This is a genomic window from bacterium SCSIO 12844, assembly GCA_024397935.1.
Lineage (GTDB): Bacteria > Pseudomonadota > Gammaproteobacteria > Francisellales > Francisellaceae > M0027.
Window position 1 is genome coordinate 233,374 of record CP073743.1, and the last position, 13,407, is coordinate 246,780.

14 protein-coding genes are annotated in these 13,407 nt (G+C 33.3%); 7 read left to right on the plus strand and 7 right to left on the minus strand.

Going from position 1 to position 13,407, the window contains the following annotated elements:
• Nucleotides 1–75: 75 nt before the first annotated feature.
• The 7 genes from KFE69_01080 (at nucleotide 76) to KFE69_01110 (ending at nucleotide 6,499) form a co-directional block, all read left to right on the plus strand.
• Nucleotides 76–1,380, plus strand: coding sequence for a transposase (locus KFE69_01080; protein ID UTW42772.1), 1,305 nt, complete (start codon nucleotides 76–78; stop codon nucleotides 1,378–1,380).
• 239 nt (nucleotides 1,381–1,619) lie between these two features.
• Nucleotides 1,620–3,035, plus strand: coding sequence for an FAD-dependent oxidoreductase (locus KFE69_01085; protein UTW42773.1), 1,416 nt, complete (start codon nucleotides 1,620–1,622; stop codon nucleotides 3,033–3,035).
• A 34-nt stretch (nucleotides 3,036–3,069) separates the two neighbouring features.
• Nucleotides 3,070–3,912 (plus strand): SMP-30/gluconolactonase/LRE family protein, encoded by an 843-nt coding sequence (locus tag KFE69_01090; protein UTW42774.1) that lies wholly within the window; start codon nucleotides 3,070–3,072, stop codon nucleotides 3,910–3,912.
• 102 nt (nucleotides 3,913–4,014) lie between these two features.
• Nucleotides 4,015–4,443, plus strand: a complete 429-nt coding sequence (locus tag KFE69_01095) for a DUF2141 domain-containing protein (GenBank protein UTW42775.1) — start codon at nucleotides 4,015–4,017, stop codon at nucleotides 4,441–4,443.
• A 34-nt stretch (nucleotides 4,444–4,477) separates the two neighbouring features.
• Nucleotides 4,478–4,891 (plus strand): secondary thiamine-phosphate synthase enzyme YjbQ, encoded by a 414-nt coding sequence (locus KFE69_01100; GenBank protein UTW42776.1) that lies wholly within the window; start codon nucleotides 4,478–4,480, stop codon nucleotides 4,889–4,891.
• 13 nt (nucleotides 4,892–4,904) lie between these two features.
• Nucleotides 4,905–5,453, plus strand: coding sequence for a GNAT family N-acetyltransferase (locus KFE69_01105; protein ID UTW42777.1), 549 nt, complete (start codon nucleotides 4,905–4,907; stop codon nucleotides 5,451–5,453).
• A 458-nt stretch (nucleotides 5,454–5,911) separates the two neighbouring features.
• Nucleotides 5,912–6,499, plus strand: coding sequence for a hypothetical protein (locus KFE69_01110; protein UTW42778.1), 588 nt, complete (start codon nucleotides 5,912–5,914; stop codon nucleotides 6,497–6,499).
• A 47-nt stretch (nucleotides 6,500–6,546) separates the two neighbouring features.
• On the opposite strand, the gene KFE69_01115 is transcribed toward KFE69_01110, so the two are convergent.
• From KFE69_01115 to speD, 7 genes are all read right to left on the minus strand, one after another.
• A complete protein-coding gene (locus KFE69_01115; protein UTW42779.1) occupies nucleotides 6,547–7,560 on the minus strand; it encodes an NAD(P)-dependent glycerol-3-phosphate dehydrogenase in 1,014 nt (337 codons plus the stop codon).
• Nucleotides 7,561–7,576: 16 nt separating this feature from the next.
• Nucleotides 7,577–7,984, minus strand: coding sequence for a TraR/DksA C4-type zinc finger protein (locus tag KFE69_01120; GenBank protein UTW42780.1), 408 nt, complete (start codon nucleotides 7,982–7,984; stop codon nucleotides 7,577–7,579).
• 243 nt (nucleotides 7,985–8,227) lie between these two features.
• A complete protein-coding gene (aguB, locus tag KFE69_01125) occupies nucleotides 8,228–9,088 on the minus strand; it encodes an N-carbamoylputrescine amidase (protein ID UTW42781.1) in 861 nt (286 codons plus the stop codon).
• Nucleotides 9,079–10,098 carry an agmatine deiminase family protein gene (locus KFE69_01130; protein ID UTW43936.1) on the minus strand — a complete coding sequence of 340 codons (1,020 nt, stop codon included), beginning with the start codon at nucleotides 10,096–10,098 and terminating at the stop codon, nucleotides 9,079–9,081. The genes aguB and KFE69_01130 overlap by 10 nt, the downstream gene beginning before the upstream one ends.
• Nucleotides 10,070–11,950, minus strand: coding sequence for a biosynthetic arginine decarboxylase (speA, locus tag KFE69_01135; GenBank protein ID UTW42782.1), 1,881 nt, complete (start codon nucleotides 11,948–11,950; stop codon nucleotides 10,070–10,072). Before speA ends, KFE69_01130 begins: the two co-directional genes overlap by 29 nt.
• A 70-nt stretch (nucleotides 11,951–12,020) precedes the next feature.
• Nucleotides 12,021–12,878 (minus strand): polyamine aminopropyltransferase, encoded by an 858-nt coding sequence (gene speE, locus KFE69_01140; protein UTW42783.1) that lies wholly within the window; start codon nucleotides 12,876–12,878, stop codon nucleotides 12,021–12,023.
• The gene (gene speD / locus KFE69_01145) at nucleotides 12,875–13,285 is read right to left on the minus strand and encodes an adenosylmethionine decarboxylase (GenBank protein ID UTW43937.1); all 411 of its coding nucleotides are present in this window, start codon (nucleotides 13,283–13,285) and stop codon (nucleotides 12,875–12,877) included. Before speD ends, speE begins: the two co-directional genes overlap by 4 nt.
• Between the last annotated feature and the right edge of the window lie 122 nt (nucleotides 13,286–13,407).

The following is a 13,407-nucleotide window of genomic DNA, read 5'->3' on the forward strand; positions in this document are numbered from 1 at the left end:
ATTAATGACACGGGTTGCAAATAAAGACTTTTAGACCGATCATATATTTATTTTTCGTAACCTAGTTATTTTACAATGAACAATCAATTTAAAAAACATCTATCTATACCAGGTTTATTACACACATTAAGAAATAGCTTTGCAAAAGCTACTGATAGGAAGTCATCCAGCATTTACTCACTTGTTGATTGTTTGATGTGTGGCATGGCAGTATTTGGAATGAAGTATCCTTCATTACTTAAATTTGATAAAGATATGCGATCAGAGGGCAGTTTGGTTAAAAATAATATTAGCTCATTATATAAAGTTGAAAAAGTGCCATGTGATACATATTTACGTGAACGTTTAGATGAAATTGATTATCTTCAATTACGTCAGTCATTTAATGCATTACTAAGCAATCTACAAAGAGGTAAAGTTCTAGAGCAATATTGTTTTTATAATGATTATTATTTGATTTCCAGTGACGGCACAGGGATGTTTTCATCACATGAAGTGCATTGTGATAATTGCTGTGTAAAACATCACCGTAATGGAACAAAAACTTATTATCATCAAATGTTGTGTGCTTCGATTGTACATCCTGATATAAAGCAAGTGATTCCATTAGCGCCTGAGCCAATTATTAAAAGTGATGGAACAAAGAAAAATGATTGTGAGCGAAATGCAGCCAAACGTTTAATTAAACGTCTTCGCCAAGAACACCCGCACTTAGCAATGATTTTTGTTGAAGATGCCTTATATGCCAATGGCCCTCATATTGATGACCTAAACAAACATAATATTCATTATATTCTAGGAGTAAAACCAAGTGATCATACCTGGCTTTTTGACTGGGTTAAAGCAAGTAAATCCGAGTTTTTGTCGATGTCACTAGAGGGTGTTAAACATGAATTTGAGTGGGTTAATCAAGCTGAATTAAATGAAACTAGAAGTGATATTAAGGTTAACTTTTTGTCTTATAAACAGACAAATAAAAAAGGTAAAGTACAGCATTTTACTTGGGTGACAGACCTTGATCTTAATTCAAACAATGTATTTAAAATAATGACAGGAGCACGTGCACGCTGGAAAATTGAAAATGAGACATTTAATACATTAAAAAATCAAGGGTATAATTTTGAACACAATTTTGGTCATGGAGCAAACAACTTATGTACAGTATTTGGCTTTTTGATGCTATTGGCATTTTTGGTAGATCAAATTCAAGAACTATGCTGTCCATTATTTAAGTCGGCATTAAAAAAATTAGAGACAAGAAGTCGTTTATGGGACAGAATAAGAAGTGCTTTTTTTATAGCACAGATTAATAGTTGGGAAGCGCTATATTTACACCTATCAGGAAAAGTTAAAGCCCAATTGATCATCGACACTGGTTAATTATATTTTGCCATGAACATCGTGTTTTTAACTATACCCGGTTATTTATTAATGAGACATAAAAATCTAATATACGGTGCATATGCTGTAGCGGTAAGTATTGTCAATGAGAATGCTAATGGAATTAATAATTAAATGAAAAATTAAGCGGGAATAGCTGAACATTTAATAAATTGTTTGTCAGTTTATCTTAAGATCGACTAAACTAATAATGTGTTTATGATACAAGTTTTAATTTTATGTCAGATGATCATTGTTATGATGTCATTGTTATTGGTGCAGGGATATCAGGTTTAGGTGCTGCCAATGAGCTTAAACAGAAAGGAATCAATTCTTTAATATTAGAAGCAAGAGATCGTATTGGTGGTAGAATTCATACCATTAACCCTTGGGGGGCATCACTTGATTTGGGTGCTTCATGGATTCACGGTATTGAAAATAATCCAATTGCAGAGATTGCTAAAAAGTATAATATTCGAACCGTAGAAACAGATTTTGATGATTCAGACTATTTGAAATCAAGGCGTTTATTTGCAGTTTATGATACTTGTGGGCGTCGTTTAAGTCAGAATGAGGTTGATGAATTATTAGCACAAACACTCGCATTTGATCAGTTTTTATCTCAGACACGAAATGAATATGCACACTTGTCATTAAGAGCAGTCTTTGATATTTATTGCCATGAAAATCAAATACAAGAAGAGCATTATCAAAAGCTTTATTATTTTTTAGGTAATATGTATGCCTGTGAGTATGGGGATGATTTATCGTTACTATCTAATGCGGTGCAGTTGCCTTATGAGCGATCTGATGTCGATGGTGCAAATGTCATTTTTACGGATGGCTATAACCAAGTCATTAAGCGTTTAGCTCAAGGTTTGAGTATTCGTTTTAATCAACAAGTAAAATCAGTCAATTATAAAAAAGACGATATGATTGAAATTAAAACAAAAGATAAACAATATTTCTGTCGTTATCTAATTAGTAGTTTACCATTAGGTGTTTTAAAAGCGGGGGATGTTGAATTTTCACCTGATTTACCGAGTGAGAAAGTTGAAGCAATCAGCTCATTAAAAATGGGTGCTTATAATAAGATGTATTTGTATTTTGATCGAGTATTTTGGGATAAAGATAGTGAGTGGTTAGGCTATATTCCACAAATGCATGAAGTTGGTAAAACATTAGATTTTATGAATTATTATAAATATGTTCATCAGCCAATTTTATTAATCTTCTCAGGGGCGTCATTAGCTAAAATTCTTGAGACTTGGTCTGATAGAGAAGTGGTTGATTATATGATGCAAAAGCTTAAGATAATGTATGGTGATAAAGTCGTAGCGCCAACTTCTTATATTAGAACGAATTGGGTATCAGATCCATTTAGCTATGGTTCTTTTTCCTGCTTGCCTGTTGGCATTTCACATCATATGTATCAGGCTTTATCTGCACCGATTGAAAATCGCATCTTCTTTGTCGGTGAAGCAACTTCTTCAACTGATCCTTCAACTGTACATGGTGCTTATACCAGTGGAGTTAATGCAGCTAATCAAGTAGCTTTATTATCTAAAGAGATGAAAAACACAGTAAAAAAAAATGATATAGATACAAACCTTTTAGTAGAAAAAGGGACTAAGATTAAAAAACTAGTTAGTTAAAGTATTAATAATGTAAGTTTCTAGGTTGTGAAATATGAAAATACGCGCGCTTGAAAATAGTTTAAATGATTGTGGAGAGATGCCAGTTTGGCATCAAAAAGAGCAGGTGCTTTACTGGGTTGATGTACTAAAACCAAAATTATTTAGTTATCATCTAACAAGTGACAGTTATTATGAATATACACTTCCCGATTGTATTTACTTTATGGAGATCGCACCTGATGGTTATCTATATGCTATTTTGGGAAATGATTTAGTCCAGCTGCATATTAATGATCATAAACTCCAGATAAAAAAGATTATAGAAAATTTGTGTGATGATTCGCGTGTTAGATTTAATGATGGTAAATTTGATGCTAAGGGTAGGCTTTTTTCAGGCACGATGGATTTTGAACAAAAAAATCCGATTGGAAAATTATATTGTATTTCTCCATCAGGTAAAATAGAAGTTGTTGATGAAGGCTTTATCGTTTCAAATGGTACGGATTTTAATCATGATTTTACTTCAATGTATTTTACTGATAGTAGGCAAAGTACAATCTATCAATATGATTATAATTTAGAAAATGGCAGTATTTCAAATAAGCGGCCTTTAGTTATTTACGATCATGGCGATGGTGTACCAGATGGTATGGCCGTAGATAGAAACGGAGACCTATGGATCGCCGTGTGGTCTGGTTGGAGAATAGATCATTTTTCATCAGATGGCCAACTTATTGAATCGATTAAAACAACCGCACGAAATATGACTTGTCCTGTTTTTGCAGGAGATAATCAACAGTTATTATTTGCAACCTCTGCAACTTTTGATTTAGAAGCAATTAACGATATGGGTAAAGATGCCGGAAAAACATTATTAATTGATTTGAAAGATTAGTTTATTTAAAATTGATAGATAAAAATATTAGTAGTTTTGCGTCATATAAATATATTATACTAGCTATTGTAAATATTAGATTATCTAAAAAAAGAGGACAGTATGTATAGAAATAGAGTAATTTGTATCATATTAAGTATTTTGCCATTATCCCTATTTGCTGCAAATTTAACGGTTGATGTAACGAATATCAATAGTACAAAAGGGCAAATTATTATAGGTTTATTTAATAATCCGCAAAGCTTTCCGCATGCAGGAGAAAAATATACAGCTAAGAAAATTAAACCAATTACAGGGGATGCTGCATCAACAACTTTCAAAAATCTACCAACAGGGGAATATGCAGTTATCGCCTTCCATGATTCTAATGATGATGGTAAGTTAGATCGAAAATTTGGAAGGCCGATTGAGCAATATGGTTTTAGTAATAATGCAACAGGCTTTATGGGGCCACCATCATTTAGTGCAGCAGGGGTGAAATTATCCAAAGATCAAACAAAGAAAATTACAATTAAACTGAATGATGCTTGAGTGAGTATAGTATTTCGTTCTTGGAAGCTTAATTATGTCTATGCAAAAACAATTAGAAATTAACACTTCAGGTCGTGGAATTTATGATATTACAAGTAGTATTAATTCATTAGTTATCAGTGCTAATATATCAGCTGGTTTATGTCACATCTTTTGTCAGCATACTAGCTGTTCTTTAACCCTATGTGAAAATTATGATGATGATGTTAAAGTGGATATTGAAACCTATTTATCAGAGTTAGTCGTTGATGGAGATAGTCGCTTTTTACATACAGCTGAAGGTAAAGATGATATGTCAGCACATATACGCACGATGTTAACGCAAAGTGAGCTTACGATTCCAATTATTGATAATCATTTGGCATTAGGCCGTTGGCAAGGAATAAATCTATATGAACATCGCTATGGCAGCTATCATAGAAATTTGATGATAACATTAATTGGCTAATTGGGCTTTATTCATGCCGGATGTTAATATACAGTTTGAAAAAGTACTAAATAAACATAAAGCAATCATTTTAGAGTGGTTTAGTAAGGATCATGTCAAAGCATTTTACTATGGTGAAGGTTTAGAAAATACGCTGAATAATCTTCAATTATACTGTCAAGGCACTAATGATAATGGGCATTATTCATTTGATCATTGGATTGCTTATTATGGTAATCAGCCATTTGGATTTTTAATGACTTCACCTGTTACTGGCCCTTATGATTGTGATGATGACTATAATAAGTGGCATGAGACTGGTAAGAAAATTTATACACTAGATTTATTAATTGGAGAGGCTGCGTTTTTAAATAAAGGCTTAGCAGATAAGATGATTAAAACATTTATTCTCAATGACTATGTCGATGCAGATATATTTTTAATTGATCCAGAAGCCGCTAATTCAAAAGCTATACATGTTTATGAAAAAGTAGGTTTTAAAAAAATAGCTGAATTTTATCCACAGTTTAATCAGAAATTGCATATCATGATGCGACTACTAGTTGATGATTTAAAGTGCTGAATAGCCAATCATGCTAATAGATAAGATCATTAAAACTAGAGAGAATAGATTAATGACAATTGCCAAGCTATTTTTCTTTTGCCATTCAAAATTTAGATAAGCAACAACAGTTGATGAGATAATAATAATTGCCAGAAATAATCGCTAATAAAAACGATAAAGTAGATATTTGATCGATCCTTTTTACAATGCCATTTACTACATGAATTTACATTCAGGCAGACTATCAAAAATAAAAGTTTGATACAAGATAATCAAAGGTGGTATTTAAATTTGAGTTATAAATAAGCAAGTTAGTTAATATAATACAAAAATAAGTAGACATGCTTCATATTTTTGTATTATATTAGTCGAATCTGATTAAAAATAATTAGAGATTAAAACAGCATATTCTATGATATAGAAGTAAATACATAGTGCTTTAGAACAACAACAATAATTAGGGGAATGCAAAAGATATGAGCAGCTCAGGGTGTCTAACTCAATTACCAGATGATGCTTCATTTACAACATATGCCCACTATGTGATCTGTCAAATTGGTGATTCTGATTGGGGCTTTTATACACTAGTTACTACATTTGGTACTTTGGTAGGATTTATATTAGTAATCATTGGTTTTTATCGCTTACAAAAGCATGGTAGACAGCAACAAATGTTTCGCTATCATTCGCCACTGGCAACGTTTTTCTATCTTTTATCGGGTGTTGGCCTTTTATCATATACGGGATTTTTCGAAATGCTAAGCTATACATTATTTAGTAATTATAGTTTTGATGCTAATCCTATCCAACAATATATAGAATCAACGGCAGACTCACAAACGACTACTGAAGTCGCAATGCAATCTTTAACTTATACTTGCTTAATCGTTATAGGTGCTATAGCTGTGATTCGCGGTATGGTTGGACTAATTAAATTAGGTGAAGGACAAGGTGGTAGTGCAGAAATATCCTCAACTATTATGTATATAGTTGCAGGAGCTTGTGGATTAAATGCACAGGTCGTACTAAGCTTTTTCGGCATTTGGAGTACTGGTAGCGCTTAAAAGTCATTTAGGCTTTTTAAATAAAAATCTTAAGTTGCGTTACTTATTTAACTTTCCATTTTTAACTCTCGATCCATCAATGATTTGACAGCATTGAGCGGCTTTTTATCTTGGTATAAGACAGCATAGGCTTGATTAACAATTGGCATATCGATGCCTAATTTTTTTGCCAAGTGATAAATATGTTCAGTCGTTTCATAACCTTCAACGACTTGGCCAATTTGATTGATGGCTTTATCTTTTGATTCACCTTGGCCTAATAATAGTCCAAAACGACGGTTACGAGATTGATTATCAGTACAAGTTAGTACTAAATCACCCATACAAGCAAGTCCGGATAAGGTTTCTTTCTCTGCTCCTAGTTTTAGTCCGAAGCGTGTCATTTCAGCCAATCCGCGAGTAATTAACGCAGCTTTTGCATTACTACCAAAACCTAATCCATCAGAGATACCAACAGCAATGGCTAAGACATTTTTAACTGCACCACCAACTTGAGCACCGATTAAATCATCTGAAGTATAAACACGGAAATAATTGCCAGTCCATAGTGATTGCATTTGTTGTGCAAAGGCCATATCGTTTGAGGCAACAAGAATTGCTGTGGGTAACTGTTCGGCTACTTCTTTGGCAAAACTTGGTCCTGTGATTGCCCCATAGGGTATAAATGACGGTAATAAGTCATTGGCGACTTCAGAGAGTAATTTATGCTCTTTTGAACATAGGCCTTTAGTAGCCCACAAAAGTGTATGTTGGCGAGATAAAAAAGGAATTAATTGCGTTAAGACAGACTTAAAAGCACTACTAGGTACTGCAATAAGAATGTGCTTAGTTTGTGCAATATACGCCTTAAAGTCATCTGTAACACTTAAGGTGCTCGGAAAAGGATGATCAGGTAAATAGTCAGCATTTATGCGTTTTGATTGCATAGTTTGTACTTGAGCTTGACTATTTGAATAAAGTATCACTTGATGTTTAAGTGACGCTAGATGTATTGCCAGTGCAGTGCCCCAAGAGCCTGCACCAAAAACTAAAAAAGATTTATTTTCAGCATGTTGATTCATAATCGCTCAAGCTATATTAGGATGTACCTTCAGTTTTTTCATGGTGTTCTTGAATTTCTTTGGCTTGAATCGACATAGTTGCTGTAGGGCGAGCAAGCAGACGACGTAAACCAATGGGTTCTCCTGTCACTTCACAATAACCATAATCACCACTTTCAGTACGCTTAATTGCTGATTCAACTTTACGTAATAGTTTACCTTGACGTTCGACAGTTCGTAAATATAACTGCTGCATTTCTTGCTGAGTTGCAACATTATTTAAATCAATATTATGCTCTGCTTCAGACAGATTTTTTTTCGCTTCTTCAATGCTTTGCACGAGTTCTTGCTTATTTTCCTCTAACAAATGACGGAAAAACGCTAATTGTTCGTCATTCATATAGTCGTCTTCTTTCATTGCTAAGAGCTTTGCTTCAGTCAGCATGGCCTTGCTCCTTAATTGTTAATTGTCTAAATCGTTTCTATTTTTTAATCTGCCTGCGAATGTATACCATAATTTAAAAGATTTAGCCATTTTTCATAACAGTATTTTCGCATAATCATCTAAAAATTGCCAATTTTAGATGCTTTGTTTCATTTTTTATATCAGCAGATAAAATTTATTTTATTGATTTTTATAATCTTTTAAATTTTTTATTTAAGCTTATTACCTTCTATTTAAGCAGATCTAAGCCTTTGCAACAAGTTGATTATATAAATCAGGGCGTCGATCGCGAAATAATCCCCAGCTATAGCGTGCTTGAGCAATTTGATCTAAATCAAATTGATGATATAAAATTGCATCATCATAACGATTTGCTTCTATGATTTTTTCACCAGTATGGTTAGAAATAAATGATGATCCATAAAAAGTTGTTTGAATATCTTCATCAGATTCAATGCCATAGCGATTAGAAGCTAAAACTGGCATCATATTGCATGCTGCATGACCAAGCATGGCAGTTTGCCAATGATCTTTTGAATCATATTCTGGTAAATGTGGCTCTGAGCCAATTGCTGTTGGATAACATAAAATTTCTGCACCTGCTAAGGCCATGGCTCTTGCTGCTTCTGGAAACCATTGATCCCAACAAATACCACAGCCAATACGACCATAAGTGGTATCAAATACTTTAAAGCCAGACTGTCCAGGTGAAAAATAAAACTTTTCTTGATAACCAATACCATCCGGGATATGTGATTTACGGTAAATACCTAAAATATCACCAGTTGCATCAATCATAGCCAGTGAGTTATAAAAATTATTTGCTTGTTTTTCAAAAAAACTAATTGGTAAAACAAGCTTATATGTTTTTGCTAGTTGTTGAAAGAAGCTCAATGTTTTAGATGAATTAACTTCTTCTGCTAATTGAAAATATTTAGGATCTTGGCGTTTGCAAAAATACGGATGTTGGAATAACTCCGGCAAAATAATTAGTTGAGCATGATTATTTGCTGCTTTAATAATTAGTTTTTGAGCTTTTTCAATATTATCTTGATACGAATTCGTTATTGAAAACTGAATAACTGCAGTATGAATTAAGCGCATTGAATGATTCCTTGTGGTTGTTGCATGGTGATACAGTGAATACCACCACCACCTGTAGCAATGGTCATAGCGGTATCGATACAAGTAATTTGATGCTTAGGAAAGCATTCTTTTAGAATAGCTTTTGCATTTTCATCGTGCTTTTTTTGTTTAAATAGTGGCATGATAATTTGATCGTTAGCGATATAAAAGTTTAAATATGATAAAGCAAGTAACTCACCTTTAAATTTTATAGGCTCAGGCTTTGGTAATTCGATAAGATTAAACGGTTGCTGTTTTAAATAATTAAGATTTGCTTGGTGGCGATGATAGTTAGCATCTAAGCGATTATGGCAGCTTTGTATCAGTATGGTATTGTGATTAATAAAACAGGCAACATTATCGATATGACCATCTGTATCTGTATCATTAGCAATTCCAAAAGGAAGCCATATAATGGTATTACAATTAAGATGCTTAGCTAATAAGGCTTCTATTTGTTGTTGATTTAAATTAGGGTTTCGCTTGGCATCGATTAAACATTCTTTGGTCGTTAAAAGCACACCCTTACCGTTAGTGTGGATAGAGCCACCTTCTAAAACCATCTGACAAGACTCAACTTGCCAATGGAGTTTATCAGCTAAATAATTAACTTGATTCTGATCATGAAAATAGGGATTAAATTTCTCCCCCCAAGCATTAAATTGCCAATTAACTGGAATGAGTGTTTGATCAATAGATTCATCTTTATAGACGAAAGATGCCATTGTATCTCGAGCCCATGAATCATCGATGGGGATATGAATGAGTTCAATAGATGATGATAAGTGCAATTTAGCTAACTGAATATGTGCTTTTGAGTCATTAATCATAAGCTTAACAGGTTCACTTTCACTAATTGCATTGGCAACATCAGCATAAGCATGACAGGCCAGTTGATAGTCATCCCAAATGGACATTCGACTCGGCCATGCCATCCAAGTTGCAGCATGCCTCTCCCATTCAGCCGGCCAGCGTCTCTGATTTTTCATCATTGCTACTCCAAGTATAATTTTCTATGCTATTTGAAGGAAGAATATTTAAATTAGTGATTAGGTTATCTATTTGATTTTCAGTAAGATAAGGGTTGTTATGTAAAATTTGATTGATTTGTAGTTTTAATGTTTGCGTATTTAAATTATCTAACTGATTGAGTTGGTTTGAAATTTCAAGTGTCATCTGATCAGAATCATAGCCAAAATGTTGCAGTATATTATAATTGGACTCATTTTGTAGAGCTAAAAATTCAACTTGTTCATTTATCTGATTTATTTTTACGCTCACAACAGGTAAGCGGCCAATTAAGTTATGATAAGAGCCTAAAACTTCTTGGTAACTTGCCGTTAAGAAAATAGCCAATGGGGTTTTGTTATTTATTGAGGCGCTAGATAAAGGCAAATAACGATTACTTACTTGTTGATTAGAGTGAGTATAGTGTTTAATCATTCCATCTTTATCACAGCTAATATCAAATAACATGACTTGTTTATCACAGGCATCATCTAAATGTTCAATCGGCATTATAGGAAATGCTTGATTGATGCCCCAATGATCAGTAAGTGATTGAAAAATTGATAAATTTAGCCAGCCACAGTCTTTTTGACTAGTTTGAGTATAGGATTGTAGCAACTGCTCTAATTCAGCATAACAATCAAAGTTTATGGCTTGTTGGTAAAATAAACTAAATAACTCGTTTAATAATAAATCATATTTTTGATTATCAAATAATTCTAATAATTTATTTTTGTTGGTTTGAATCATCTTAAGCTTAGAGATGATCTGTTGAGGATGGATGGCATTATTTAAACTAGTATGATGTAGATTAGTTAAAATAATGCTTGAGTGACTGACAATAGCACGGCCTGATTCGGTAATAATATCAGGTGTATCAATTGATAGTTCATCACAATATTGTCGTAGTGTTTTTATAATTGCTTCAGCGTAAGTTTCAATTGAGTAGTCAGGTGAATTTGACGAATTTGCATCATAGTTAATTGCAAGTCCACCACCTAAATCAATGGTTTTTAAATTAGGAAAAGTAGCTTTAAGATGACTATAAATACTTAAGCTACGTTGTACTTCAGATATGACTGTTTCAAGCTTTTGTATTTGAGATCCATGATGTGCATGTAATAATACAAGTTGAGTTTGCCAAGTGTGGCAGATGCGTTGTTTAATCTGATTAACCTGTGCTAAATTCAAACCAAATTTTAAGGCATGATGGTCTATTTTTAGAGGCTTTAAGCGAATTCCAAGTGAGAAAGGCAAGTTCACTTCTTTAGAGAAAATAGATTCAATAAGTTTAAACTCTTCAATATGTTCGATTATAACAATGACATTAAAGCCAATCGTTTGTGCAATTTGACATAAGCTTAAGTACTGTTGATCTTTAAAACCATTACAGATAATTTTTCTTTTTTGATGACTATGTTTTTGTCCTATAACAGCAAGTAATTCAGCCTTACTCCCAACCTCAAATGCAAGTGGTTGGTGTTTATTACTGTGTTGGCAGAGTGTATTAATAATACGTTGAGATGGATTAGATTTAACTGGATAAGCTAATTGATAATGGCCTTGATAGTGGTATTTTTCTTTGGCTAGTTTAAAGCAGTCATTAATATAATTAATACGATCTTTAAGAATATGATCAAAATGTAGAATAACGGGTAAATGACAATGAGGGTTATGCTCAGTTAATTGCTGATAGAGAGACTTTAATGCTATCTGTTTATGTGAATATTCACCAAACTGAAGGCAAAGTTCGCCCTTTTGATTGATAGTAAAATATGAGCTAGCCCATTGATCAATACCATAATGTTCAAATGATGTTGTTGCAATACCCATAATTAAGACCTTATTTAAAAATTAAACGATATAATTTAACTACTTTTTATTTTTATATTGTTTATGCTAGTTAAATAGCATCGAGTACATACTGTGGTAATGCAAAACTAGCTATATGAATTGCTGGTGTATAATAGCGGCACTTTAATTGAGCTGACTCAAAGCGATTAGTTATTATATCAAGTGACAGTTGGCGTAAGCTTGTATTATTACTTGCATAGCCAAAAGTCATAATGCCACCAACATAAGTAGGTACAGCAGCACTGTAAAAACTAACATCATTAAATAAAGGTTTAAGTCTTTTAGCGCTTTGGGTTACTTCATCTAATTGAAAAAAGCTAACACCATTTTGACAAACAAAAATACCATTATCTTTTAAGCTTTCTTTAACACCATGATAAAAATCATTGGTAAATAATGCTTCGCCTGGGCCAATTGGATCAGTTGAATCACTAATAATGACATCAAATTGATCCTTATTACGATTAACATAATTAAGTCCATCATCAATGACAATATTAACGCGTGGATCTTCAAATGCACCATTGGAATGATTAGGGAAATATTGTTTACACATTTCAATGACTTGTTGGTCAATCTCAACTAATGTAACAGCTTTAACTTGAGGGTGTTTTAATACTTCTCGTAATATGCCACCATCACCGCCACCGATAATTAACACATTTTCAGCACTACCATGGGCAAGTATTGGTGTATGTGTGAGCATCTCATGATAGATAAACTCATCCTTTTCAGTGGTTTGAATAATACCATCAAGTGCCATAACACGGCCAAAGTATGGATTTTCAAAAATGATCAAATGTTGAAAGTCACTTTTATTTTCAAATAAAATATTTTTAACTTCAAAGCTTTGAGCATAACCTTTGTGAAGTGTTTCTCTATAAAGTTGATTATTTATATGACTCATGCTGCTGCCCCTTTTCTACCACGTTTAAATTCATTAATTTTCATTTCTTCAGGCTTAAATGCTTGACGCAAAATTTCAATGGTTTTATGTGGTTTAGCATCACCACACATAAACACATCAAAAGCTGCAAAGCCAAATTCAGGCCAAGTGTGGACACTGATATGTGATTCGGCTAATACAGCCACACCAGAGATGCCACCATTTGGGCTAAAGTGGTGTAGATGAATATGCAATAAGGTTGCTTTGGCAGTATCAACTGCTTTACGTAACGCGCTTTCCATGAGACTTAAATCATCTAGTTGTGATGCGCCCCAAAAATCAATAATTAAATGGTAGCCAGCAAAACGAATACCATTATCGGTGATAAAGTGATCTTGATTTTCATAAGTGTGATCTGCTTGATACATCGCGTTACTAGCAGTTAATTCAGAAGCTAAATGATCTGTTTGAATTGAGTCATCAGCAGTTTTTGAGATAGCAAGTATATCTGTCATTTTTATATTTCCTCAAGGTCATTAAAGCGCACACC

Excerpts from the sequence above, each read along its gene's own strand:
- KFE69_01080 (UTW42772.1), top strand. The coding sequence starts at position 76 with ATGAACAATCAATTTAAAAAACATCTATCTATACCAGGTTTATTACAC.
- KFE69_01085 (UTW42773.1), top strand. The coding sequence starts at position 1,620 with ATGTCAGATGATCATTGTTATGATGTCATTGTTATTGGTGCAGGGATA.
- KFE69_01090 (UTW42774.1), top strand. The coding sequence starts at position 3,070 with ATGAAAATACGCGCGCTTGAAAATAGTTTAAATGATTGTGGAGAGATG.
- KFE69_01095 (UTW42775.1), top strand. The coding sequence starts at position 4,015 with ATGTATAGAAATAGAGTAATTTGTATCATATTAAGTATTTTGCCATTA.
- KFE69_01100 (UTW42776.1), top strand. The coding sequence starts at position 4,478 with ATGTCTATGCAAAAACAATTAGAAATTAACACTTCAGGTCGTGGAATT.
- KFE69_01105 (UTW42777.1), top strand. The coding sequence starts at position 4,905 with ATGCCGGATGTTAATATACAGTTTGAAAAAGTACTAAATAAACATAAA.
- KFE69_01110 (UTW42778.1), top strand. The coding sequence starts at position 5,912 with ATGAGCAGCTCAGGGTGTCTAACTCAATTACCAGATGATGCTTCATTT.
- KFE69_01115 (UTW42779.1), bottom strand. The coding sequence starts at position 7,560 with ATGAATCAACATGCTGAAAATAAATCTTTTTTAGTTTTTGGTGCAGGC.
- KFE69_01120 (UTW42780.1), bottom strand. The coding sequence starts at position 7,984 with ATGCTGACTGAAGCAAAGCTCTTAGCAATGAAAGAAGACGACTATATG.
- aguB (UTW42781.1), bottom strand. The coding sequence starts at position 9,088 with ATGCGCTTAATTCATACTGCAGTTATTCAGTTTTCAATAACGAATTCG.
- KFE69_01130 (UTW43936.1), bottom strand. The coding sequence starts at position 10,098 with ATGAAAAATCAGAGACGCTGGCCGGCTGAATGGGAGAGGCATGCTGCA.
- speA (UTW42782.1), bottom strand. The coding sequence starts at position 11,950 with ATGGGTATTGCAACAACATCATTTGAACATTATGGTATTGATCAATGG.
- speE (UTW42783.1), bottom strand. The coding sequence starts at position 12,878 with ATGAGTCATATAAATAATCAACTTTATAGAGAAACACTTCACAAAGGT.
- speD (UTW43937.1), bottom strand. The coding sequence starts at position 13,285 with ATGTATCAAGCAGATCACACTTATGAAAATCAAGATCACTTTATCACC.